19 protein-coding genes are annotated in these 25,218 nt (G+C 58.7%); 8 read left to right on the top strand and 11 right to left on the bottom strand.

Going from position 1 to position 25,218, the window contains the following annotated elements; all coding sequences use genetic code 11:
- Positions 1–21: 21 nt before the first annotated feature.
- Together HMPREF1487_RS10740 and HMPREF1487_RS10735 are read right to left on the bottom strand one after the other, a co-directional pair.
- The gene (locus HMPREF1487_RS10740) at positions 22–3,684 is read right to left on the bottom strand and encodes a hybrid sensor histidine kinase/response regulator (RefSeq protein ID WP_010796672.1); all 3,663 of its coding nucleotides are present in this window, start codon (positions 3,682–3,684) and stop codon (positions 22–24) included.
- A 135-nt stretch (positions 3,685–3,819) separates the two neighbouring features.
- Positions 3,820–5,358 (bottom strand): sigma-54-dependent transcriptional regulator, encoded by a 1,539-nt coding sequence (locus tag HMPREF1487_RS10735; protein WP_010796671.1) that lies wholly within the window; start codon positions 5,356–5,358, stop codon positions 3,820–3,822.
- 184 nt (positions 5,359–5,542) lie between these two features.
- Between HMPREF1487_RS10735 and HMPREF1487_RS10730 the strand changes: the two genes are divergently transcribed.
- The 4 genes from HMPREF1487_RS10730 to HMPREF1487_RS10715 all read left to right on the top strand — a co-directional run bounded on the left by HMPREF1487_RS10730 (position 5,543) and on the right by HMPREF1487_RS10715 (position 9,319).
- On the top strand, positions 5,543–5,977 hold the full coding sequence (locus HMPREF1487_RS10730) for a MarR family winged helix-turn-helix transcriptional regulator (protein WP_010796670.1): 435 nt from the start codon (positions 5,543–5,545) through the stop codon (positions 5,975–5,977).
- Between the two features lie 209 nt (positions 5,978–6,186).
- Positions 6,187–6,603, top strand: coding sequence for an organic hydroperoxide resistance protein (locus tag HMPREF1487_RS10725; RefSeq protein ID WP_010796669.1), 417 nt, complete (start codon positions 6,187–6,189; stop codon positions 6,601–6,603).
- A gap of 46 nt (positions 6,604–6,649) precedes the next feature.
- Positions 6,650–7,669: an alpha/beta hydrolase gene (locus HMPREF1487_RS10720; protein WP_010796668.1), complete on the top strand. Its 1,020-nt coding sequence runs from the start codon at positions 6,650–6,652 to the stop codon at positions 7,667–7,669.
- 210 nt (positions 7,670–7,879) lie between these two features.
- The gene (locus HMPREF1487_RS10715) at positions 7,880–9,319 is read left to right on the top strand and encodes an MFS transporter (RefSeq protein WP_010796667.1); all 1,440 of its coding nucleotides are present in this window, start codon (positions 7,880–7,882) and stop codon (positions 9,317–9,319) included.
- Between the two features lie 52 nt (positions 9,320–9,371).
- On the opposite strand, the gene HMPREF1487_RS10710 is transcribed toward HMPREF1487_RS10715, so the two are convergent.
- The 9 genes from HMPREF1487_RS10710 to gabP all read right to left on the bottom strand — a co-directional run bounded on the left by HMPREF1487_RS10710 (position 9,372) and on the right by gabP (position 21,838).
- On the bottom strand, positions 9,372–10,412 hold the full coding sequence (locus tag HMPREF1487_RS10710; RefSeq protein ID WP_010796666.1) for a threonine aldolase family protein: 1,041 nt from the start codon (positions 10,410–10,412) through the stop codon (positions 9,372–9,374).
- A gap of 71 nt (positions 10,413–10,483) precedes the next feature.
- Complete coding sequence (locus HMPREF1487_RS10705) at positions 10,484–12,292, bottom strand: aminopeptidase P family protein (protein ID WP_010796665.1); 1,809 nt, start codon at positions 12,290–12,292, stop codon at positions 10,484–10,486.
- Between the two features lie 304 nt (positions 12,293–12,596).
- On the bottom strand, positions 12,597–12,785 hold the full coding sequence (locus HMPREF1487_RS10700; RefSeq protein WP_010796664.1) for a hypothetical protein: 189 nt from the start codon (positions 12,783–12,785) through the stop codon (positions 12,597–12,599).
- A gap of 122 nt (positions 12,786–12,907) precedes the next feature.
- Positions 12,908–13,846, bottom strand: a complete 939-nt coding sequence (locus HMPREF1487_RS10695) for a LysR family transcriptional regulator (protein ID WP_010796663.1) — start codon at positions 13,844–13,846, stop codon at positions 12,908–12,910.
- Between the two features lie 247 nt (positions 13,847–14,093).
- Complete coding sequence (locus tag HMPREF1487_RS10690) at positions 14,094–17,147, bottom strand: efflux RND transporter permease subunit (protein WP_112297945.1); 3,054 nt, start codon at positions 17,145–17,147, stop codon at positions 14,094–14,096.
- Positions 17,144–18,217, bottom strand: coding sequence for an efflux RND transporter periplasmic adaptor subunit (locus HMPREF1487_RS10685; RefSeq protein WP_010796661.1), 1,074 nt, complete (start codon positions 18,215–18,217; stop codon positions 17,144–17,146). The genes HMPREF1487_RS10690 and HMPREF1487_RS10685 overlap by 4 nt, the downstream gene beginning before the upstream one ends.
- Positions 18,214–19,311: an efflux RND transporter periplasmic adaptor subunit gene (locus HMPREF1487_RS10680; RefSeq protein WP_371106378.1), complete on the bottom strand. Its 1,098-nt coding sequence runs from the start codon at positions 19,309–19,311 to the stop codon at positions 18,214–18,216. Before HMPREF1487_RS10680 ends, HMPREF1487_RS10685 begins: the two co-directional genes overlap by 4 nt.
- Before the next feature lie 401 nt (positions 19,312–19,712).
- The gene (locus HMPREF1487_RS10675) at positions 19,713–19,928 is read right to left on the bottom strand and encodes a DUF1127 domain-containing protein (RefSeq protein WP_010796659.1); all 216 of its coding nucleotides are present in this window, start codon (positions 19,926–19,928) and stop codon (positions 19,713–19,715) included.
- Positions 19,929–20,425: 497 nt separating this feature from the next.
- Positions 20,426–21,838 carry a GABA permease gene (gene gabP / locus HMPREF1487_RS10670; RefSeq protein ID WP_010796658.1) on the bottom strand — a complete coding sequence of 471 codons (1,413 nt, stop codon included), beginning with the start codon at positions 21,836–21,838 and terminating at the stop codon, positions 20,426–20,428.
- 244 nt (positions 21,839–22,082) lie between these two features.
- Here gabP and HMPREF1487_RS10665 point away from each other — a divergent pair, with 244 nt between their 5' ends.
- The 4 genes from HMPREF1487_RS10665 (at position 22,083) to HMPREF1487_RS10650 (ending at position 25,213) form a co-directional block, all read left to right on the top strand.
- Positions 22,083–22,850 (top strand): phytanoyl-CoA dioxygenase family protein, encoded by a 768-nt coding sequence (locus HMPREF1487_RS10665; protein ID WP_010796657.1) that lies wholly within the window; start codon positions 22,083–22,085, stop codon positions 22,848–22,850.
- 146 nt (positions 22,851–22,996) lie between these two features.
- Positions 22,997–23,755, top strand: a complete 759-nt coding sequence (locus HMPREF1487_RS10660) for a COG4705 family protein (RefSeq protein ID WP_010796656.1) — start codon at positions 22,997–22,999, stop codon at positions 23,753–23,755.
- Between the two features lie 140 nt (positions 23,756–23,895).
- The gene (locus tag HMPREF1487_RS10655) at positions 23,896–24,390 is read left to right on the top strand and encodes an LEA/WHy family protein (RefSeq protein ID WP_010796655.1); all 495 of its coding nucleotides are present in this window, start codon (positions 23,896–23,898) and stop codon (positions 24,388–24,390) included.
- A 166-nt stretch (positions 24,391–24,556) separates the two neighbouring features.
- On the top strand, positions 24,557–25,213 hold the full coding sequence (locus HMPREF1487_RS10650) for a class I SAM-dependent methyltransferase (protein ID WP_010796654.1): 657 nt from the start codon (positions 24,557–24,559) through the stop codon (positions 25,211–25,213).
- Positions 25,214–25,218 lie beyond the last annotated feature (5 nt).

Here is a 25,218-nt window from a genome sequence, read left to right as displayed (position 1 = left end):
ATCCGCCAGCCGCTCCGCTGGTCACTCCCCCTTGCTACGGTGGACCATGTCCTGCACGCGGGCTGCCAGCATCTCGATCGGGAAAGGCTTGGTGATCATGGCCATGTTTGGCTCCAGGAAACCATTGGCAATCACCGCATTTTCCGCATATCCGGTCATGAACAGGACCTTGAGGTCTGGCCGCGTGACTCGGGCCGCATCAGCCATCTGCCGCCCATTGATGCCCGGTAGACCAACGTCGGTTACCAGCAGGTCGATGCGCAGATCGGACTTGAGTATCTCCAGACCGGAAGGGCCGTCGACAGCCTCCAGCACCCAGTAACCCAACTCACTCAAGACCTCTACCACTAGGCTGCGGACAGCATGCTCGTCTTCGACCACCAGCACGACTTCGCTGGCCTCGGACTGCCGACTCAACGATACCGGCTGCCGGACCTGAGGTTCTTCCCTGCGCTCACCGTAGTAGCGCGGCAGGTACAGCTTGATGGTCGTACCCCGACCAACCTCCGAGTAGATCTTGGCTGCACCTTCCGATTGCCGGGCAAAGCCATAGATCATCGACAGCCCAAGCCCGGTCCCCTCGCCCAGCGGCTTGGTCGTAAAGAACGGGTCGAACGCCTTGGCGATAACATCTGGAGTCATCCCGGTTCCAGTGTCGGTCACGCTGATGCAGATGTACTGGCCAGGCTTGATGTCCCGATCACGAGACGCATAGGCCTCGTCCAGATGAGTGTTGCTGGTTTCGATGGTCAGCCTGCCTCCGTCCGGCATGGCAGCGCGGGCATTGATGGCCAGATTGAGGATGGCGTTTTCCAGCTGATGAGGATCACACAGCGTCAGCCAGAGCGCCCCCGTCTTGACGATTTCCAGCTGCACCGATTCACCCATGGTGCGGTGCAATAGATCATCCATACCGGTGATCAGGTCATTGGCATTGACAACTTTGGGCACCAACGGCTGCCGGCGGGAAAAGGCCAGTAGCCGGTGCGTCAGAGCGGCCGCTCGACTGGCCGAGGACATGGCCGTGCTGGCGAAGCGGTCAAGATCCGCCAATTTGCCCTGCTGAATTCGCATGCGGATCAGGTCGAGCGAGCCGATGATCCCGGTCAACAGGTTGTTGAAGTCATGGGCAATACCGCCTGTGAGCTGGCCAACCGCTTCCATTTTCTGGCTCTGGCGGAGTTGCTCCTGCGCCTGGGCCAGCTCGGCTGCTGCCACTTTTTCCGACTCGATATCACGGCCAACCGCATGGATGTAGCGCGCATCGGGCACTGCGGTCCACGAAAGCCACCGGTAGCTACCATCCTTGTGCCGATAGCGGTTCTCGAACCGCAGTGTGGTATGTCCTAGGGAAAGTTTGCCCACTTCAGCCAGGGTGCTTTCCACATCGTCGGGGTGAACGAAATCCAGCAGTACCTTGCCCAGCAGTTCATCTTCCTGCCAGCCCAACAGGTGCTTCCAGGCCGGGTTGGCGGCCATCACGACGCCGTCAAAGCGCGCGACCAGCATCACATCGGTAGTCAGGCGCCACATGCGGTCAAGGTCTGCGGTACGCTCGGCCACCCGCTGCTCCAGGGTCTCCGTCAGACGCCGGGACGCTTCCTCGGCCTCCTTGCGGTCATGGATGTCACTGTTATTGCCCATCCAGCCGGTGACGTTTCCGGCCTCATCACGCAAGACCTCCGCACGGATATCGAACCAGCGATAGGCTCCGTCCTTGCGCCGTAGCCGTGCTTCAAGCTGATAGAACACGCCTCGGCTGCGGGCATCGAGCCAGACATCCAGGAGCCGCTGGGTGTCATCAGGATGAATGACTTGCGCCCAGCCCATCGGCAGCGCTTCTTCTGGTGTCTGGCCGGTGTAGTCGTACCAGTAACTGTTCAGGTAGCTGAGCGAGCCATCAGGATTGCCGAACCAGACGATGGCAGGTGACAGGTCTGTCATTTGCCTTAGTCGCGTCTCGCTGACTTCCAGCCGCCGTAAGGTCCGCCGCTGTTCGGACAGATCGCGCGCAATGGCAGCAATCCCCATGACCTCGTCTTGTTCGTCCCGTATCGAGAAGACGGAATAGTGGACCGGGATAGCCGCTCCGGTGTGATGATGGCGGAACCGAAATTCGCCTACCCACTTGCCCTCGTTCAAAACGGTCGGAAGAATGGTCGACTCGGCAAAGGCACGATCCTCAGGCAGGAAATAATCCAGCACATGGCTCTGCCTGACCGCCTCTTCACTGGCCAGCCCAACCAGCCGGCGTCCGGCTTCGTTGACAAAATAGGCCTGACCGTCCGGCGCAGCGATGCCAATGAAGTCATCCGACTGCTCAACGATCATCATTGCCCGGCGCCAACCCTCATAGGCACGGACCTGCTCGCTGTTATCCACGATCGTGCAGATGGCGCCCTGCGGCTTGCCATTCTGGAAAATGGCCTGGGCCCGATACTCTACAGGAATACAAATACCGTCACGCCGGTAGAAGGCACCGTCCGCCACGTATTCAGCAGTCCCCTCGCGGGCCGTGCGATAAATAGGATAGTCCGCCATCGCCCGGCGTGCCGCCTCATGAGCCGGATCAATCAGCTCCTCCAGGCGCCATCCGACAATATCTTTTTCACTTTCGGCGCCGAACAGCCTGACGAAAGCAACGTTGCACAGGGTAACCACGCCGTGCTGGTCGATTGAATAGAATCCTTCAGAAATCGAATCCAGCAGCAGGCGATAACTGTCGCGGCTGGCGCGAAGCTCCTGTGCGGCCAGACGCTGCTCGGTACGGTCACGGAGAATCTTGATGAATCCGTCGACCTGACCGGATGTATTCCTAAGTGGCATGAGTTCGCCACTTGCCCAGAAGCGCTGTCCGCTTTTGAGCACATGCCAGCGCTCGTCCATGCTGCGCCCCTGTTCTAGGGCTGTGTCGCGTTCTTTTTCAGGAATATTGGCAGCGCGGTCTTCGGGTGTGAAGATGATCGCAGCAGGCTTGCCCAGCACTTCCGCCTCTGTCCAGCCAAGCGTGCGACGAGCACCTTCGTTCCACGTGGTGATGTGACCCTCAAGGTCCATGCAGAAAATGGCGTAATCCACCGCGCTGTCGAGAATCTGTTCGCGTTGGGAAGTCGCATGTTCTGCATATTGCTGCTCTTCAGCCTGGCGGGCCCTGTTTCGCTCGACCGTAAGGCCGTGAATCTCCAGTTGCGCCACGGTTGAACGGGCCAGTTCCTGAAGCAACAGGCGCTGCGTAGCATCCAGCCGGCGTGGCACTGTGTCCATGAGGCTGAGCACACCAACAGGCACACCCGCAGCCGTTTTCAGCGCAACCCCTGCATAGTAGGACGAACCGGTACTGGCATTCAGGGCCGATGGCGGAGTAAAGCTCAGATCGCCCCTCGGCTCGCTGAACTCCAGAATATCGGTCGCCGTTAATGCCTCTTCCCAGGGCGCATAGGCCTCGGCCGTAGGACAGCCGCCCTGCTCCGCGGCCAGCCAGAGCCCTTCTGCATCACATAAGTGGATGACGGCTTGCGAAACGGAATAGGTCTCCTGGGCTCGCCGGGCAATATCGGCAAGTTCGGGCAAACGTGGATGGGCTAACAGGCCGTAGCGTTCAAGCGCATCCTGTAGCGCAGCAGGTGGCTGCTCGGGGTCTTGGTGAGCGTTGGTCATGTACAACTGGGTCGTGTTTGGGGGCATAAGCACCGCTCATCCTTGAGAAACTAATGACAGCCCCTCCATGGAGGTCCGTCGCGAACGGTCTATGGCTCATAGACCAGCAAGACGCGGACGAATTCGCCCAGGTCTTCAAACAGTGTCCTTGTAGAAAAACACTCAGCTCTTGCCGGGAATGCCATACTTGCGCAGCCGGTGGGCAATGGCGGTGTGAGAGGTCTTGAGACGGGCCGCCAGTTGACGACTGGACGGGTAATGTGGGTAGAGTTTTTCGAGCAGGGCTTTCTCATAGCTTGAGACTGCCTCATCCAAGCTGTCTACCTCGCCATCTACCTGCCGTGCGACTTCCGTACCGGCAATATCCAGATCGCCAATATCCACCACGGTGCTTTCGCTAATGGCCGCCGCCCGGAAAATGACATTCTGAAGCTGCCGCACATTGCCGGGCCAGCGATTGCTCAGAAGCGCCGGATACGTTCCCGGCGACAGTCGGCAAGGGGGCCGCTGGATCTGGGCGCAGGCCTGCTGCATGAAATGCCGGGCCAGCACCAGAATATCCTGCCCACGCTCACGCAGCGGCGGTACGTCGAGATTCAGGACGTTGAGTCGGTAGAACAGATCCTCCCGAAAGGTCCCTTCGGCAACGCGCTTTTCCAGATCCCGGTGCGTGGCACTCAAAATACGTACATTGACCTTCAGTTCGCGCTCACCGCCCACCCGGCGAAACGTACCGTCGGACAAAAACCGCAGTAACTTGGCCTGAAGATACGGGGACATCTCCCCAATTTCGTCGAGAAACACGGTGCCCTTGTCGGCCAGCTCGAGAAGACCGGGCTTGCCGCCGCGCTGGGCACCGGTGAACGCGCCCGGCGCATAGCCAAACAGCTCGCTTTCCGCGAGGCTTTCCGGCAGAGCCGCACAGTTGAGTGCCAGAAATGGCGCATTGCGACGAGGGCTGACCGTATGACAGGCCCGCGCTACCAGCTCCTTACCAGTCCCTGTCTCACCCTGAATCAGCAGCGGTGCATCCAGCGCCGCGACTCGCTGGGCGCGGGCCTTGAGCGCACGTATCGGTGCCGAGTCGCCCAGGATCGATTCGAAGCCTTCGGCCGGGTCATGGCGCAGCGCTGAAAGACGGGCTCCTATCCGGCTGGGGGCGTAAAGCGTCAGCAGACCACCGGCTAGCCGCTGGGCGTTGCCTTCGGCAGCCTCGCTGATTGGGGTCGAATCCAGCAGGAGTGCCTGCCCGCGCAAGGTGACCTCGCGCATGGGAATCCGAAAGGCCTGCTCCAGCAGTTCCCGCTGTAGAGCTGGATCATCGAACAGCGTAGCCACCGTCGCGCCCTGGGGCGACGGGTCGTCCACCATGGCGGCAAAGGCCGGGTTGGCCAACAGAATGCTACCTTCGCGGTCCACGGCCAGAACCGGGTCGGCCATAGCGGCAAGTAAGGCATCCAGGTGCAACGTACGGCGCTGCCCTGGCAGGATATCCACCACTCGGACAGCCTGTACCCCACGCACCGTGAGCAGGGCACCACGCAGCTCTTCCAGTACCTCGGCACTTAGAGTCGGCGCATCGATGTAGACATTGGGCGGCACCATCTCGACTGCATCAAGATTGAGGTTGCGCGCCCCCAGAAGCGCCAGCACTTCCTGGGTAATGCCGACACGGTCGATAAAACTGACGTGGATTCGCATGGGGTGGGCGGGGTCTCGAACAGGTATAGCCAAGGGCAAGCCCGTATCGTACCGGATGCCACTTCCCCATGGGCACCCAACCCCAGAATTCCTTGTATTTATTGTTGCTCCGCCTGGCGAAGCGTCTACGCTAGAATGATGGCTCTTTTCTATTAGCCGGGCCGTCCTGCGAGACCTCCATCCTATGAAAGACGAAGACCGTTTGAAACTTGATCAGCAGCTCTGCTTTGCCCTGTATTCCACCTCCCTCGCCATGACGAAGGTCTACAAGCCGCTCCTGGAAGCCGTCGGCCTGACCTATCCGCAATACCTGATGATGCTGGTGCTCTGGGAAAGCGACGGTCTCACGCTCAAGGAGTTGGCCAAACGCCTGCATCAGGACTCCGGCGCGCTGACACCGGTACTCAAGCGGCTCGAAGCGGAAGGCTATGTCACCCGCAAGCGCAGCCTTCAGGACGAACGCAACCTCTCGATCGAGCTGACGGCTGCCGGGAAGACCTTGCGTAAGAAAGCCGAAGAAATCAACGGCTCAGTACAACTGGCCTGTGGCCTGGGTAATGATGACATGGGGCAGCTTCGGTCCAGCCTGATCAAGCTACGCGACAGCCTGAATCAATAGAGGCATGCCTAAGCGGCCGCAGCACTGACGCGCCCTCCAACCCATGGAATAACCGTTCGTCGGACTCGCAAATAAATAGTTTGCGCGATAATCAATATCGTAATAACTTAATTCCTGTAGACAACGCGGTAACGAGCAACGACTTCCACGTCGTTTTTTAAAGACCAAATGATTATCGCAATAATCAAATTAATCCGAGGACGATGCACATGAACATTCTGTACAAGACTTCCGCAACCAGCACCGGTGGCCGTGACGGTCGTTCCATCAGCGCCGACGGTATTCTCGATGTAAAACTGGCTACCCCAAAAGCGCTAGGCGGACAAGGCGGCGAAGCAACCAATCCTGAGCAGCTGTTTGCAGCGGGTTACTCGGCCTGCTTTATCGGCGCCATGAAGTTTGTAGCGGCTAAGGAAAAAGTGGCGCTGCCCAGTGATCTCAGCGTGACGGCAGAAGTCGGTATCGGTCCGATCCCTACTGGCTTTGCCCTGGACATCGAACTGCGCGTCAGCGTGCCGGGCCTGGATCGTGCCAAAGCCCAGGACATCATCGAGAAGGCCCATCAGGTCTGCCCATACTCAAATGCCACCCGCGGCAACGTGGATGTACGCCTGACCCTCGTCTAAGCCTGACGCGGGACGCCCCAGCGCGGCGTCCCTGGAGAACCGGATCATGAAAATGCTTGCTCAGCTGTTCACTGTTTCTGCCCTTTCCCTGGTCGTTGGTCATGCCCTGGCCGCAGATGACGCCGGCCTTGAACGTACCACCCAAGGTTTTCTGAACACCTTGAACCAGAGCGGGGGTAAGCCTCTCGAGCAACTCTCGCCCAAGGATGCCCGTGCTGTCCTGACGGGTGCCCAATCAGGCGTGAAGGTCGATCTGTCCAACGTAGAGGTGAGCGAGAAGACCATTACCGCTGATGGGCAGAGGATTTCGCTGACCATCGTCCGACCTGCCGGTGTCACCAAGGCGCTGCCGGCGTTCATGTTCTTCCACGGTGGCGGCTGGGTGCTGGGTGACTTCCCTACTCACCAGCGTCTGGTGCGGGATCTGGTGGTCAACTCGGGTGCGGTGGCCGTTTTCGTGAATTACACGCCTTCGCCTGAGGCGCATTATCCGGTAGCCATCAATCAGGCCTATGCCGCTACCCGCTGGGTCGCCGAGCATGGCAAAGAAATCAACGTAGATGGCTCTCGCCTGGCTGTCGCAGGCAACAGCGTAGGCGGCAATATGGCGGCAGTTGTCAGCTTGATGGCGAAAGAGCAAGGCACGCCCAAGCTCCGCTATCAAGTGCTGCTCTGGCCTGTCACCGATGCCAACTTCGACACCGGCTCGTATGACACCTATGCCGAAGGGCACTTCCTGACCCGCAACATGATGAAGTGGTTCTGGGATAACTACACCACCGATCCCAAGCAGCGCCAGGAAATTCATGCCTCGCCGCTGCAGGCCACGACTGAGCAGCTCAAGGGCTTGCCGCCCGCACTGGTACAGACCGCAGAGTACGATGTGCTGCGCGATGAGGGTGAGGCATACGCCCGCAAGCTTAATGCAGCCGGGGTGGATGTGGTGCAGGTCCGCTACAACGGCCTTATCCATGACTACGGCTTGCTTAACGTCTTCCACGACGTTCCTGCGGTACAGAGCGCCATCGCCCAGGCGGGTGATGAATTGCGCAAGCATCTGAAGTAACAGACAGGCCCCTGGTTCGGAATGACTCCAGGGGCTCTGCTCTTTTTTATTATTGCCAACAAGATGCTCAGTAAAAGCAGAATTCACCAATTTATTCTGAAAACCTATTATTAGGTGTCGCAAATACCCTTTCCAACCTTATCTTTAGCAACCTAACATCAGCACTACTCTCCTAGGATGAGCGTATCGCCCTTTTGTGGATGTTCGCGCATGTCCTCTTCTTCGCTCACGACAGGTTCATCGGTTGCCGACACCGAAGCGTCCGCTTTCTCCAACCGGCGTGCCGCCGAAATTTCGGCACGTATCGACCGGCTACCCGCCACGGCAACGCTCTGGCGACTAATCGCCCTGCTTTCCATCGGCGGTTTCTTCGAACTGTACGACCTGTTCCAGACCGCCTATATCAGCCCTGGCTTGATACGCGCCGGGCTGTTTGCCACTGGCAGCGCCGGTGTATTCGGTATCGCCGACCAGGCTGCGTTCGCTTCGGCAACCTTTCTGGGCCTGTTCGTAGGGGCAAGTCTGCTGAGTCCCATCGCAGACCGCTTCGGCCGCCGGCGCATCTTTACCTTTGCGCTTATCTGGTACACCGCGGCTACGGTGCTCATGGGTCTGCAAAGCACAGCACTAGGCATTATCGTAATGCGGTTCTTCGTCGGTATCGGGCTGGGAATCGAGCTGGTCACTATTGACGCCTATCTATCCGAACTGGTGCCCAAGCGCATCCGTACGTCAGCCTTCGCCTTTGCCTTTTTCGTCCAGTTCCTGTCCGTACCCGCGGTCGCCCTGATGTCGGCCTGGCTGGTGCCGCAGGACCCCTTCGGAATTTCTGGCTGGCGCTGGGTTGTACTGGCCAGTGCAGTATTCGCCTTGTTTATCTGGTGGCTGCGCTCACGCTTGCCCGAGTCGCCCCGCTGGCTCGCGCAACGTGGCCGTCTGGACGAGGCGGATCAGGTTTTGTCGACCCTGGAAGCCCGCTGTGCCAGGGACATCAAGGCCCCGCTTCCCGAACCGCACGTCGAAGCGGTTACGTTCGAGACCCAGGGGCGCTTTACCGAAATCTGGCAGCCGCCCTACCGCCGGCGCGCCCTCATGCTGATCGTCTTCAACATCTTCCAGGCTATTGGATTCTTCGGTTTTGGCAACTGGCTTCCAGCCTTGCTGTCTGGCCAGGGCGTCAGCGTTACCCACAGTCTGACCTATGCCTTCGTGATCAGTCTGGCCTACCCGTTGGGACCTTTGTTGTTCGTAAAGATCGCCAACCGTTTCGAGAACAAATGGCAGATCGTGGGTTCATCAATCGGCACCATGCTGTTCGGCACCCTGTTCGCGTTTCAAAGCTCAGCCACTGGTCTGATCGCATGTGGGGTGATGATTACCCTGTGCAACGCCTGGCTGACCTTTAGCTTCCACTCCTACCAGAGCGAGCTGTTTCCCACGCCCATTCGTGCCCGAGCTGTCGGGTTCTGCTATTCCTTCAGTCGCCTTTCCACAGTCTTCAGCAGTGTACTGATCGGTCTCTTTCTCCAGCACTTCGGTACGCCGGGCGTGATCACGTTTATCGTGACCAGCATGCTGATCGTGATGATTACCATTGGCGGCTTCGGACCCAAGACTCGCAACCTGGCGCTGGAAGATATCGCGCACTAACAAAAACGCCGTACAGGATCGCTGTACGGCGTTTTCAAGAGCGCAGGCCCGATCAGGACTGCATGGCGTCGCGGATATCCCGAGCCAGCTCACGTACGCGGGACTCCTGAGTGTCCCAGGAACACATGAAACGGGCACCACCGCTACCGATAAAGGTATAGAAGCGCCAACCACGAGCACGCAACCGCTCCAGTGCCGGCTCGGAAAGCTGCAGGAACACCGAGTTGGCCTGCACCGGAAACATCAGGCTCAGCCCGGGCACGTCTTTCACCAGATCAGCCAGGAGCTGGGCGCAGTGGTTGGCGTGTTCGGCATAACGCAGCCAGGCATTGTTTTCGAGGATGCCGACCCATGGCGCGGAGAGAAAACGCATCTTCGACGCCAGCTGACCGGCCTGCTTGCAGCGGTACTCAAAGTCTTCGGCCAGCTCACGGTTGAAGAACAGGATCGCCTCACCTACCGCCATGCCGTTCTTGGTGCCACCAAAGCAGAGTACGTCAACGCCGGCCTTCCACGTCACCTCGGCCGGTGTGCAGCCAAGGCTTGCCACCGCGTTGGAAAAGCGCGAGCCGTCCATATGCAGACGCAAGCCGAGGTCGCGGCAGGTATCGGCTACTGCATTCAGCTCGTCGAGGCTATACAGCGTGCCTACTTCTGTGACCTGGGTAATGCTGACCGCTCGGGGCTTGGGAAAATGAATATCCTTGCGCTTGGTGGCAATCTGGCGAATGGCATCAGGCGTCAGCTTGCCTTGGGTAGTGGGGGCCAACAGGAGTTTGGAGCCGTTGGAAAAGAACTCCGGGGCACCGCATTCGTCCGTCTCCACGTGGGCCGTCTCGGCGCAGATTACGCTGTGATAGGACTGGCATAGGGCCGCCAGGGCCAGGGAGTTTGCAGCAGTACCGTTGAAAGCAAAGAAGACTTCGCAATCGGTTTCGAACAATTCGCGGAAATGATCTGCGGCGCGGGCCGTCCAGGCATCATTACCATAGGCGGTATCGTGCCCGTGATTGGCTTCGGCCATGGCCGCCCAAGCTTCCGGGCAGATCCCTGAATAGTTGTCGCTGGCGAATTGCTGACTATGGTCGTTCATGGGTATTCCTTGAGAACCACCCGAGGAAGCCCGCTTGTGGCCGACTTCCATGGCGGTAAATAAACGGACGCTTATAGCGGCCGGGTTCGAGTGTCCAACCAATCGCGCGCCGCACCGCTGACCAGCGGACGGACACGCTCACGCACCTCGGTGTGGTAGGCGTTCAGCCAGGCGATCTCATCTTCACGCATGAGCGTACGGTCGATACAGCGGGTATCGATCGGGCACAGCGTCAAGGTTTCGAAACGCATGAACTGGCCGAACTCGGTTTCAGGCTCGGCCACGTTGAGCAGCAGGTTCTCGATCCGCACGCCCCATTGCCCGGGCCGGTAGATACCGGGTTCGTTGGACGTGATCATACCTTCCCGCATGGCACTGTTGGGGGATGGTTGACCATAGAACGTGATGGATTGCGGCCCCTCGTGTACGTTCAGGAAGTATCCTACCCCATGCCCGGTTCCATGACCGTAATCGATGCCCGCTTCCCAGATGGGCGCACGGGCAATCGCATCGAGCATCTGTGACGCGATGCCTGCCGGAAAACGTGCTCTGGACAATGCGATCATGCCCTTGAGTACACGGGTGAAGTCACGCTTCTGCTCGTCGTTAGGCGTGCCAATGGGCACAACGCGGGTGATATCCGTCGTGCCTCCCAGGTACTGACCGCCGGAGTCGATCAGCAGGAGGCCGTCGCCCTCGATAACAGAATGTGCCTCTTCTGTTGCATGGTAATGGGGCAGCGCCCCCCCTGCGTTATAGCCTGCAATAGTAGAGAAACTCAGGGAGACAAAATTGGGGCGGCGTGCACGGGCAGCGGTCAGCCATTCATCCACCGTCAGCTCGGTCACCCGCTCTCCAGCCTCAAGTGCCGCCTCGAACTGGGCGAAGAATTCGCACAAGGCCGCGCCATCCTGCTCCATGGCCTCACGCACATGCTGTGCTTCGGCTGCCGTCTTGCGGGACTTGAACAGGGTGGAAGGGTTGATCGCTTCGATGCGCTTGACGCTGGAGGGCACGCCTTCCACCAGGCCGTAGGTGACGCGCGCCGGATCGACCAGCAGACTTGACCCGGCAGGCAGCGCCGCCAGAGCACCATGGGCCGCGCCATAGGCGGCCAGCTGGATACCGGCTTCGTTCAGGGTGCGCTCAAGAGCCGCCGGAATTTTCCCGGCACCCACGAACAGCTGCACCTGACCCGGCCCGATCAACGCATGGGCCAGAAAGACCGGGTTATAGGACACATCGGCACCACGCAGGTTGAACAGCCAGGCAATATCATCCAGGCTGGAAATGAAATGCCAGTCAGCCCCTTGCCCGGCCATCGCCTTGCGTACCTGCTCCAGCTTTTCAGTGCGGGATACCGGTGCGTATGGCGCCTCGTGAGCGTATACCGGCGCCGCAGGCAATGCGGGCCGCTCGGGCCAGATACGGTCGATCAGGTCGATAGTGGTGCGTAGCGAAATGTTCTTATCGGCAAAAGCCTTGCGCAGCGCCTCGGCGGCACCCAGCGACAGCACAGCCCCATCCACCGCCACGGCGCCACCCGTCGGTACATGCTCGGCCATCCAGTCGATGTGGGCCTGCATGCCGCCGGCCACCAGCTTCATCAGCTCCACGCCCGAACCTGCCAGCTCAGCCTGGGCCTGTTCCCAGTAGCGGCTGTCCGTCCAGACGCCAGCAAAATCCTTTGCCACGATCAGCGTACCGGCCGAGCCCGTGAAACCCGATAGCCATGACCGCCCTTGCCAACGCTCGGGCAGGTACTCCGACAGGTGCGGATCGGCGGACGGAATCAGGCAGGCATCGACGCCCTCTTCATGCATGACCTGACGCAAGGCGGCCAGACGATCAGGAATGGAAACGAGGTCTTGATGGGACATGTACTCTCCGGTAGGCAAGGGATGCAGTTGAAGCAGTCCTGCAATAAATACCGCAGATATAAAAAAGCCGCATCAAGGGATGCGGCTAAAACATGAAAAACCAAAGGAGCAGAATGGTTTTTCCTTGAGAACCTGCGCTATCGACAAGCAGTTGCGTCACGCCTGAAGGCAATGGAAATGCACATCCTCACACCGTGAGCATGGTCCATAAGGGGGGAAACTTCTGGCAGTGGCGGAAACGCTCCGAAAACGAGCAGGTCCTGAAGACGACGTTTGGCGCGGCGGGCGCCTGGGCCAAACGGGATTAACGCTGGGAAACCTGCTGGTCTTGCTGGGCTTTCTGAGTCTGTTGCGCTTGCTGGAAGCGCTCCATGACAGCATGGTTCTGGTTAACGAGCTTGTAGTTCTGCTCGTAGGAATCACGGGCAAAGCTCACCTGGGTAAAAGCAACAGCAGATACAGCAAGAATCGAGGCAGTAAACAAACGTAACATGATGAACTCCTGACACCCTTGGATTGGGTTCATCACTAGGATAACGCGTAACAATTATTGAAAAATATCGCCTGGGTACATAGAGATTTACCAATTGCGCAAGTATTCCAGGCGAGGCAGGCTCAGATGGCCCAGTAGGAATGCATGGCTACGATGTCATCATCGTTGCTGAAACGTCTGGGTAGCTCTTCCTTGAGGATATCCACCCACGCCTTGATCTTGGCATCCAGGAAGCGTCGGGACGGATACAGCGCATAGACACTGCGCTCACGCAGGCGATACTCGGGCAATACCCGCACGAGTCCGCCTTCCCGCAAGGCCGGTGCAGCAATAAAGCTGGGCAACAGGCACAGGCCGAGTCCGGCCTTGGCCGTATTGGCCAGTGCATCCGCAACATTTACCTGATAGATCGAGCGAGGCTTGATCGACGTTTCTTCGTCCGGCTTGGTAAATACCCACTCCTCGGGAAATGTCGGGTCCTGAAGCAACAGGCATGTGTGCTGGTCCAGATCGCGTGGGTGATGGGGCGTGCCCCATTTGGCCAAGTAATCGGGCGAGGCACAGACGACGCTATAGACCTCACCAAGCCGTTGGGCGACCAGTTCGGAGTCAGGCAGATGCCGATCCATGGTAATCGCAATGTCGTAGCCTTCTTCGATCAGGTCAGGACGATTCTGGGACAGGGTGAAATCCAGCGTGACATCTGGATAGCGCTCGGCATAGAGCGCCGCCAGAGGCGCCAGGTGTTCGGTTCCCAGGCCAGTCAGGGAGTGCACGCGCAACCGGCCGGAAGGCTTAAGGTGTGCACCACTGGCCTCAGCCTCGGCTTCGGCTACCGAATCGAGAATGCCTCGGCAGCGCTCCAGATAGCGCTCCCCAGCCTCCGTTAGCGCCAGCCGGCGGGTGGTACGGTGTAACAACCGTGTTTGTAGATGCGTCTCCAGGTCGGAAATCACCCGGGAAACCTGCGCCGTCGATAAGTCCAGCAAGGCCGCAGCGGCCGTAAAACTGCCCGCGTCGACCACCCGGGTAAAAATCCGCATGCCTTGTAACGTATCCATTATTGTTGCCTGCTCCGTAACGCTGTTTCGCTTAGCAGCCTATTTATTTCCAGATGTTACGCTTTTATTCTTGTCCATGTGAGCTGCAGTACTGCCGGTGCTCTTCTCGTTAGCCCTGACGAGAATCTTTTAGCACTGGGTTTCTCCCTCCCGTACCCTGCTGCAGCTCCGGAGATAGCTCCTTGTGGCATGCTGGAACCGCCCGACCCCTCCGGGGCGGTTCAGCTGCCGTTTTTTCCTTCTTTCCTTATTGCGCTTTGCTTGGTTCGCGGATGCGATACCAGGTCACGTATAACGCTGGCAGGAACAGCAGCGTGAGCAGGGTTGCTGCCACAATGCCACCGATCATCGCATAGGCCATCGGCCCCCAGAAGACCTCCCGGGCGATGGGAATCATGCCTAGGCTAGCGGCAGCGGCTGTCAGCAGAATCGGCCGACGTCGATGATTGGTCGCCTCAATGACCGCATCCCAGGGATGACGCCCATCCTGCTCGAACTCATCAATCTGGGTTACCAGGATGACCGAGTTGCGGATGATGATCCCAATCAACGCCAGCACCCCTAGAATGGCCACGAAGCCCAGCGGCGTTCCCGTGGGCACCAGCGCCAGTACGACCCCGATCAGCCCCAGCGGCGCCACACTGGCAACCAGGAACATCTTCTGAACGCTTTGGAGCTGGATCATCAGGAACGTGGCCATCAGGAACAGCATGAGCGGGATTACGCTTGCAATAGGCTTTTGCGCCTTGCCGCTTTCCTCTACGGTACCGCCTACGTTGACCTGATAGTTGAGTGGCAGGTTACCTTTGAACTCATCAATCTTGGGCTGAAGAGCCTTGATCAGATCCGGCGCCTGGATAGAACCCTCGATAGTGGCCTTAAGCGTAATGGTTGGCTGGCGGTTACGCCGCCATACTAGCGGCTGCTCCATCTCATACCCCACCGTGGCAAAGGATTTGAGCGGAATCGAGGTGCCCGAGGGCGTCACGATCTGCAGGTTTTCCACGGTCTCGATAGAGCTGCGCTCGGCATCTTCAGAGCGTCCTACCACGTTGACGAGGTAGATGCTGTCACGCACCTGGGTAATGGGCGTACCACTCACCACGCCGTTCATGATTTGGGCCACGTCCTGGGACGATAGCCCCAACTGGCGGGCACGGTCCTGGTTCACATCGATTTTCAGCATCCGCCCCGGCTCGTTCCAGTCGAAAAGGATATCGCTGATATGCGGGTTGGTACTGATGGCGCTGGCCAATGCCAGCGCCTGCTTACGCACCTCGGAAATGCTTGGACCACTGACGCGATACTGGATCGGCCGTCCTACTGGCGGCCCCATCTCCAGAGGCTGAACATACCCATCAAGCCCCACGAATTCGTTCTTGAGCCGCTCCTTGAGCTTGGGAATGAGTCGATTACGGGCTTCCAGGTCCTTGCTGACAATAACGACCTGTCCATAAAACGGGTTATTGAGCTGCTGATCCAGCGGCAGGTAGAAGCGCACCGCGCCCTGTCCTACATACGAACTCCAGCGGGCAATGTCTGGGTCTCCCTTGAGGGATGCCTCGAAACGATCCATTTGCGCACGGGTTTCCAGCACGGAGCTGTTCTGCGGCAGGTTCAAGTCCACCAGAATTTCCGGCCGATCCGAGGACGGGAAGAACTGGTTCTGCACGAAACGCATGCAGAACAGCGCGGCCGCAAAGAGCAACACCGTCATGATGATGGTCAGCCAGCGGTGCCGCATGGACCAGACCAGCGAGCTCTGGGACCAGCGCGCCAGTCGTCCCGGCCCCTTTTCCTTTTTATGCTTGAGCGACTTGGGTAGCAGGTGTACGCCCATCACCGGTGAGAACAGCACCGCCACGATCCACGACAGGATCAGCGCCACGGCAATCACGGCAAACAACGTAAAGGTGTATTGCCCGGCGGTACTCTTGTTGAGGCCGATAGGCACGAATCCCGCCACGGTGACCAGCGTGCCGGTCAGCATCGGAAAGGCCGTGTGGTCATAAGCGTAGGTGGCCGCCTTGTGGAGCGAGTCGCCCTCTTCCAGCCGGGTCACCATCATCTCGACGGTGATCATGGCGTCATCCACCAGAAGGCCCAAGGCAATGATCAAGGCACCCAGGGAGATCCGCTGCATGGTGATACCGCTGTATTCCATGAACAGAAACACCATGGCGAGCACGAGAGGGATTGAGCAGGCCACCACCAGCCCGGCACGCAGACCCAGGCTGATAAAGCTCACCACCAACACGATGATGACCGCCTCGAACAGCGCATGGGTAAAGCTGCTGGACGCCTTCTCTACCACCTCGGCTTGGTTGGACACCTGATGCACGCCCACCCCGACCGGTAGCTCACCGGTAATCGCCTTCATCCGTTCGGACAGCGCCGCACCAAAGGTCTGCACGTTGCCGCCCTTGCGCATGGCAATTGCCAGGCCCAGGGCCGGCTCGCCGTTAAAGCGGAACAGGGATGTAGGCGGATCGGCGTAATCACGGTGGATGGTGGCCAGATCAGCCAGACGGTAGAAGCGGTCATTGATCCGAAGGTTGACAGCCTCCAGATCTTTCTCTGACTTGAATTCACCGGAGGTACGTACCGAAACGCGTTCTGGACCGGCCTCGATTACGCCGGAAGGCGTCACGGCATTCTGTGCCTGCAGGCTCTGCATGATCTGCCGCTGATCGAGCCCTAGTGCTGCCAGCTTGCGCGTCGAGAAGTCGAGGTAGATGACCTCGTTCTGCGCGCCCATGAGTTCAACCTTGCCCAGGTCCGGCACTGCACGGATGTCCAGGCGCACCCGCTCTACGTAATCGCGCAGCTGCCGGTACGAGATACCGTCGCCAGTAAAGGCATAAATACTGCCGAATACATCGCCGAACTCGTCATTGAAGGCCGGCCCTTGAATGCCTTGTGGAAACTGTCCCTGTATATCGGAAATCTTCTTACGGACCTGATACCAGATATTGGGGATTTCCTTGTCGCTAGTGGTATCGCGCAGGTACACAAACACCGTGCTCAAGCCCGGCCGGGTAAAGCTCTTGGTGTAATCCAGCGAATCCAGCTCTTCGAGTTTCTTTTCGATCCGGTCGGTGACCTGCTCCAGGGTTTCCTGGGTGGTCGCGCCCGGCCACTGGGTCTGGATCACCATGGTCTTGATGGTGAACGAGGGGTCCTCTTCGCGGCCAAGGTTGAAGTAGGAATAGGTTCCCATCAACAGCGCGACAAACATGATGTACCAGATAAAGGACTGGTGACGCAGCGCCCAGTCAGAAAGGTTAAAGGATTTCATCAGCGCTGTTCCACATCCATTTTCACGTCTTGTCCAGGTTTGAGGCTGTGTACGCCGGCCGTCACGACCCGCTCGCCCGCGTTCAGGCCGTTATCGACCGTAATGCTCCGCTCATCTCGGGTCAGCACATGGACCTCGCGCAGTGAAACGGTTTTGGTATCAGGGTCGACGATCCAGACGCACGTCTTGCCATCCCGCTCGAGCAATGCACTGGCCGGCAGCTCGGTAAGTTCACGGGGCGCATCATTGGTCAGCGTTACCGTTACCAGCGAGCCCAGGCGGAACGTTGGGGGCAGTTCGGCCAGCGTGAGTCGTACCCTCCGGGTTCGCGTCATGGCGTCGGCCTGAGGCGCCAGCTCACGGATGCGGCCGGTGGTAGAGACCGAAGGCTCCAACTGCGAGGTGATGGTAAACGTCGTGTCAGCCGGCAGTGTCTCTGCCAGCCCTGCCGGCAGGTCTACAACCGCCTCCTTAACTTCGGGACGCGCCAGGGTGACTACCTGTTGGCCAGGGGATACCACCTGCCCGGTTTCGGCATGCCAGGCCGTAATCACACCATCGAAATCGGTATACAGCTCACTGTAGGAGAGCTGGTTGCGGGCCTGATCCCGGGCGGCCTGGGCACGATCACGCGCAGCGCGAGCCGTATGCAACTGGGCCATGACCTGATCCAGCTGAGCCTTGGACCCGACACCCTTGGCATACAAGGCCTGCTGCCGCTTGGCATCGGCCTCGGCGTCCATCCACTGGGCCTGAGCCTGGGCCAGATCACCTTCGCTGCTGCGGTAAGCATTCTGCTGATCGGTCGGGTCCAGCGCAGCCAGCAAGGTGCCTTTCTTCACCACATCGCCTACATCAGCCTTGCGTTGGGCAATGCGCCCGCCTACGCGAAAGCTCAAGGTTGATTCATACCGTGCCTGAATATTCCCGGTAAAGGCACCGAGCGCGCGTGCCTGCTGGGGTTTGGCCTCAACGAACAGTACCGGGCGGACCGGAGGCGGTGGCTCCTGCTTGTCGGAGCACGCGGCCAGCAGCGCCACGAGGCCCAGTAGAAGAACACGTATCCTGCTCATGACGACGCTCCCTGTTGAGTCTTAGCGTTATCACCAGGGTGGATGGCAGCAGGCTGAACAGGGGGCGCATGATCCGTGACCTCGACGACTTCGACCTTGAGTCCGTCATAAAGCAGCTGACCACCAGCCGTCACGACGCGGTCATCAGGTGCCAATCCGTCATCGATCATGACCTGTCCGGTGATGTACCGGGCAACTGTCACCGGTTTGAGGTGGGCGCGGTTGTCAGCGTCCAGTACCCACACGGCGGGCTTTTCCACGGTGCCATTGAGCGCTGTCCAGGGCAGCACGACGCGCTGCTTGTCTGGCGTACCCAATGACGCCGTAACGGTTGTCCCCAGCGCCATCTGCGGCGGGACCTTGTCGAGCAGCACCTTCACACGCACGGTGCCGCTCTGCTGGGAAATGACCGGCGAAACCTCGCGCACATGGCCGGTAGTGCGCACCGTCGGATCATTCAACAGGGCGACCTCGATAGGCTGGTTGCCCGGATCGCGGGCAAGTAACGATTCCTGCACATTGAAGACGGCATCGCGGTCGCCCTCCTGCGCCAGGGTAAAGATCGGCATGGATGCCTGAACGACCTGCCCGACCTCGGCCTGCCGCTCGGTGATCACGCCGCTGGCGGCCGATACCAGATTGGCATAACTGAGCTGCTTGCGTGCATCGTCCAGCTGAGCACGCGCAGCACTCAAGGCACTTTCTGCACCCTTCAGGGCAGCCAGGGCCTCGTCATATTGGCTTTGGGTGGTGTAGCCCTTGGGCATCAACGCCTTTTGCCGTTCGAACTGCACACGGGCAAGGTTCGCCCTGGACTGCTGGGAAAACACCTGCGCTTCAGCGGCGGCTACGTTGTTGCGCTGATCCTGCGGATCGAGACGGGCAAGAACCTGACCCTGCTTGACGTGATCACCCACATCGACCAGACGCTCATTGATCTTGCCGTTGATACGAAATGACAGTGTGGTCTGGATACGCGCCTGCACATCGCCTGTCAGGGTGGTGGTAGTCGCTACCTCTTCCAGGGCTACACGCTGGACTCTTACATGAGGAGGATTGGGGGCCGGTTGTGAATCGTCCGAGCAGCCTGCCATACCGGTCAGGGCCGTCCCTAGCAGAAACAACGCGGAAGTGCGCTGAAACAGGGGTCTAGCGCGCCGCGAAAAGAAAAGCATTGCCAATTAACCTCCCTCACAGTCCATATGCATGCCAGCAGTCGACGTGGCGATTTACCCGCGAGTCGTCCATCAAGGTCTGCTGCGCAGGGGTTGTTCTGGTTATAGGCGACTGACTTTAAGCCTCAGGCAAGGTTCCGGCAATTCAATAGAAGCCCGGGCACGGTGCTGAAAAACGCACGCACAGGAAAATCCGGCAAGGCAAGGGGCCGGTTAAAGAGAGGAAAGAGAAGAAAAACGCGGGAGGGGTGTCATGGGAGCCGCTATCAATGACGGCTCCCGACAGGTCTTGCCGGTTACGGTGTGCGTAACCGTAACACTTAACGCCAGAACGGCTTGTGCAGTTCTTCGTAACGCTGGGCTTCAGTGATACCGGCGTCGGCCAGCATACGGGCATCCAGGCGGGCCAGCTCGTTGCGGCTGACGATACGACGATGCCAGACCGACAGCGTTGTCAGAACGCGCAGCACCAGCGAAGTATTGGATTTAGAAGCGTTTGAAGCGGTGAATGAGTTGGAACGTAGGGTGTGTTCCATGATGCTTTCCTTCCTGCTTATGACAGGTAGCTAACTATTTAAGATGCGCACATTGTCGTGCCGCGGAAGTGTTACCGCCATAAACAGTCAGGAAGAATTGTGCAGGAGCAGAAGCGAAAAAATAGAAACTGTTATGTTCCAAACTGGGTCAATCTGTAACGCAACGCACCAGAATTGGGCGTTTTTACGTTACCGATGGAAACAAGACCTGCGTTTTTATAACAGCATGGCGCGTTTGGCGCCGAGAGATAATCCTTTTTTACCCAAGCGCCGCAGAAATGTCTACCTTTTTGCCGCTTCGTCTCAGAAAAAAGCCCTGAAACGGTGCGTAGCTCTTTTTGACAGGACTTGCCACTATGCCGAGAACAACTGAACAGAGCAGGCAGTCTCGTACGGTGTAGATCAGACGTGCCGGCGTTACAAAAAGGGAGCAGCTATTAATGAAGAAACCAGGAAGGGAAGACCGGTAACGAGCCCTCGTTACCGGTCCTGGAGGATCAACGGCTTTGCGAGGCCGTCATCAGGGTAGCGTTGCTACGATCCCTGGCGCCTAGCCAGGAACCGATGGCAACCACAACCAAGGCCAGCAGGCCGGTGGCCAGGATTTCCATGCGGTGCGCTTCTGTCATTAGCATGATACCCAGCGCCATGATGATGAAGCCGATCACCAGCCAGGTCAGCCAAGGGAACAACCACATGCGGCACTCGATGGGCTGACCACTTGCGTTCAGCTTGCGACGCATGCGCAGCTGCGACACGGCAATCACCAGATAAACCAGCAGGGCCACTGCACCAGAGGTTGCCAACAGGAAGCTGAACACGGCCTCCGGCATAGTGAAGTTGGCGATCGTTGTTGCAAAGCCCACAGCAGTGCTCGCCAGAACGGCGGCACGCGGCACACCGCCGGCAGCCGTCCGACCAAAGGCCGCCGGTGCATCACCCCGGCGGCTCAGGGAGAACAGCATGCGCGATGCCGTATAAAGCGCCGAGTTCAGACAGCTGGCCACCGCGACCAGCACCACCAGATCGACGATCAACTTGGCGTGGGGAATAGACAGAAACTCCAGCGCACGCTGGTAGGAGCCTACCACCGGAAGTTGCGGATCCTGCCAGGGCACGATGGAGATGACCAGGAAGATCGAGACGATATAGAACAGACCGATACGCCAGATGACCGAGTTGGTCGCCTTGCCGATCTGTTTGGAAGGGTTTTTCGACTCGGCCGCAGCAATGGTTACGATCTCGGTGCCCATGAAGCTGAACATGGTGGTCAGCAGTGCCCCGATGACGGCATTGAAGCCGTTGGGCATGAAGCCGCCATGGGTAGCCATCAGCGTACCCAGGCCGCTGACTTCGCGCCCTGGCAGTGCCCCGACCATGGCCACTGCACCCAATACGATGAATGCGATGATCGCGAGTACCTTGAGCAGCGCGAACCAGAATTCAAACTCACCATACTTGGCGACGCTGAAGAGGTTGGTCACCGTCAGAAAGGCTGTAATCGCCAGCGCGAACTGCCAGGTGGCAATTGCCGGAAACCAGGCATTGAGGATGGCCGCAGCCGCCACCGCTTCGAGCGGAATCACCAATACCCAGAACCACCAGTACAACCAGCCAATGGTAAAGCCGGCCCAGCGTCCGATGGCCTGATGGGCATAGGATGAAAAGGAGCCGGTATCTGGCGAGGCCACGGCCATTTCACCGAGCATTCGCATCACCAGCACCACAAGGGTTCCAGCCAGGGCATAGGCCAGCAGCACGGCAGGCCCTGCCGCGGCAATGGCATGACCTGAGCCCACAAAGAGCCCGGCACCGATAACACCGGCAATGGAAAGCATGGTGACGTGGCGCGGTTTCAGCGCCGGAGAAAGGGAGGTTCCATCCGAAGAAGACTGTTTCGTTATTGTCATAATAATGCCTGTCACTTGCTGAAATGATTTAGCGCAAGGCTAAGTAACCCTGCCATATCAGCGATACTTGGACGGCTTTTCAACTCTATAAACGACGTTTCCCTGGCTCTAGCGAGGAATCAGTCACAAAAATGTCGCATATATGACTTATTCAACAGGCCTGCGACACCATGAAGCATTGCCTCCAGGTGCAACCCGAGCCACGTGGCAGGTTCTAATGAAGCATCGTCCATGAAACATCGCCATGAATCCGCTTCCTACCCATACGGCTACTGATCATCGCCAGCAGGCCATGCACGAACAGGGTTTCGTCTTGCTGCATGGCGTGCTGAGTCCTGCTCTGGTCGATGAGATCCGCGCGGCCATTGATCAGCTGGAGCCCATCCACTGGGACTACACCGGTCTCGTTGACCATTACAAATGCGTTTTCAATCGCGATCCCGTATGGCTGCCTTACCTGGATCTGCCCGGCGTGATCGAACTGGCCGAAGCGTCCCTAGGCGAAGATTGCCATATCATTGGGCAGACAGCCTGGCGCTGCCATCCTGGCTTTATCGGCGCAGACCTGCACGTGGATTACTTGGCGATGACACTGCCCCGCTCCCTGCTGGCAGACCCGACATTTGAACTGCCCATGCAGATCTGTACCGCCCAGGTCTATCTGGATGAGATCACCGAGGATCTGTGCCCGACGCTGGTCATTCCAGGCAGCCACCGCGCAGGTCGTAAACCATTGGAAGGCGAGACAAACTGGCAAGGCCGGGGGGCGCAGCCGGTGCTCTGCCAGCCGGGCGACGTGCTGTTTCTGCGCAGCGAGCTGTGGCATGCCGGCAGCCGCAACCGCACCCGTGACCGGACCCGCTATCTTCTCCAGATTCATTATGGTCGGCGCATGGTGGCTCAGAAGTTCTCACCTTACCTCGCCTGGCAGTTCAATCCGGCGGTGCTGGATGCCTGTACGCCCCGACAGCGACGTCTGCTCGGCGAGCATGAACCGGCAGAATACGACTGAGTTGACATCGAAATATTCTGTTACACGAATCGTTGATGTGCTTTTGACCGATTTTTGACCTGCTCCCCTGCACCTTAGGGCCTCTGAAGTGCCATCCATGCGCTCAGCTTTCTCTCCCCCATCAAGCCCTTGAGCAGGGAACAACAATGAACAAACTTCCACAGATCACCCTTGCATTCTGGGTCATGAAAATCTGCGCCACGACATTGGGCGAGACGGCCGGTGACCTGCTGTCGATGACCCTGGATGTAGGCTATGCCTTGAGTTCGCTGATTCTGATCAGTGCGTTTGTGGTCACCTTGGTTGCTCAGCTATCAGTCAAACGCTACATCCCCCCGCTGTATTGGGCGGTGATCCTGTCGACCAGCACGGCAGGCACGACCATGTCCGACTTTATGGATCGAACCCTGGACCTGGGCTACGCCACCGGCTCGGCCGTGCTGATCACGATCCTAATCGCAATTTTCGTGCTGTGGCGCCTGAGCGGTACATCGTTCTCGGTCGACAGGATCCATACCTTCAAAGCCGAGCTGTTCTACTGGGTTACGATTCTGTTCTCTAACACGCTGGGTACCGCCCTGGGTGATTATCTGGCGGACGACTCGGGCCTGGGCTTTGCGGGCGGCGCGCTGCTGATCGGCAGCATTATCGGCGTGATCGTACTGGCCCACTTGTTCACACGCCTCTCGACCGTTCTGCTGTTCTGGATGGCGTTCATCCTGACCCGTCCGTTTGGCGCCACGCTGGGTGACTTCCTGACCAAGGCGCATGACAAGGGTGGCCTGGGTTTTGGTACGGTCGGCTCCTCCGCCATCCTGGGCGCCATTCTGGTCATACTCGTAATCGGTGCTTGCGTGGCGCAAAACCTTCGTGCCCGTCAGAACGCTTTACCGGCTGCCCTTTAGCCCGGCACGCCTCAAGTCTGCACAAAGGCTCGAGGCTTGCTGGTTCACGCTTTTGCGATATCGCCCTGTGAGCGAGGAGTAGAAGCGACCAATGACCGGTCCCACTTGTATCGTGATCCACCGCCGACCGGAGCCTTTTCATGTTGTTATCTGCCTACCGCACTTGCGCTCGCCTGCTGATCGGCGCCTTGTTTCTACTGGGTCTTGCAGCCTGTAGCACCTTGGGCCAGCGGGATCCGTTGCGAATTGCCGTGGCAGGCATCGAACCGCTGCCAGGACAAGGGCTGGAAATGCGCTTCAATGTGAAGCTGCGTGTGCAGAACCCAAACGATACAGCCATCGACTACAACGGCCTGGCGCTGGACATGGATATCAACGGCCAGCCGCTAGCCAGCGGTGTCAGCAGCCAGAGTGGCAGCGTACCTCGGTATGGCGAGACGGTACTGACCGTTCCGGTTACCGTCTCGGCTTTCTCGGCTGTACGCCAGTTCTGGGGCTTTGCCGAGCATACCCCTACCAAAAGCGTGCCCTATACCATCCACGGCAAGCTGGCAGGGGGTCTTTTGGGAACAGTACGGTTCAAGGACAAGGGCGAGTTGACGCTGCCTGAATCGACAGGGGCCGGCACCTGGTAGGTACAGACGGCGCTACCAGAGCGTTTGCTGGAAAACGGGTCGGTCAACCACACGACAGGCCCCATCACAAACGAAACGGAACCAGGTTCCGCTGCCGAATAGCTGGAGTTGTCGTTCTGCCAGACCGCGGCTAGGCTCAGGCTCTCCTTCAAGGCGAGCCGTACCGATGAGCATCGATACAGAGTCTGGCGCTGCAGTCTATTCTCCCTTGACCCTGGCCCTGTATGACGTCTGGGTGCTGGGAATTTCCAACCGCTTTGCCTGGCAATGCAGCACACGGAACGTCTTATTACCGTTTTTCAATCGCCATGTCGGTACGCAGCATCTGGACGTTGGCGTGGGGACCGGCTTTTATCTGGCAAAGGCAGATCTGCCAGACACCGCTGATATCACGCTGATGGACCTCAATACCAGCAGCCTTGCTGCTGCCAAGCGCAGGGTGAGCCGCGTGTCGACACGAACCGTGCGGCATGACGTCATGCAGCCCTGGCCTGTGCCCGCTCAGTTCGATTCCATCTCACTTTTCTATCTGTTGCATTGCCTTCCAGGCACCCTGACTGACAAGGCGCACGTTTTTGCCAACCTGAAGCCACACCTGAAGTCTGAGGGCGTCTTGTTTGGAGCAACCATCCTGGGCGACCGAGCCGGGCATAACGGGTTCGGACGCACACTGATGAATGTCTATAACCGCAAGGGCATCTTTTCCAACCGTCACGACGACGTGCCAGGATTGAAAAGCGCTTTAAGCGCTCATTTTGAGCAGGTGGATATCACTGTAGAAGGCAAGGTGGCGCTGTTTACCGCTCGCCGCCCCGTCAGCTGACACGC

The organism is Pseudomonas sp. HPB0071 (assembly GCF_000478505.2).
GTDB lineage: Bacteria > Pseudomonadota > Gammaproteobacteria > Pseudomonadales > Pseudomonadaceae > Chryseomonas > Chryseomonas luteola.
This window is presented reverse-complemented; position numbering and strand designations above follow the sequence as displayed.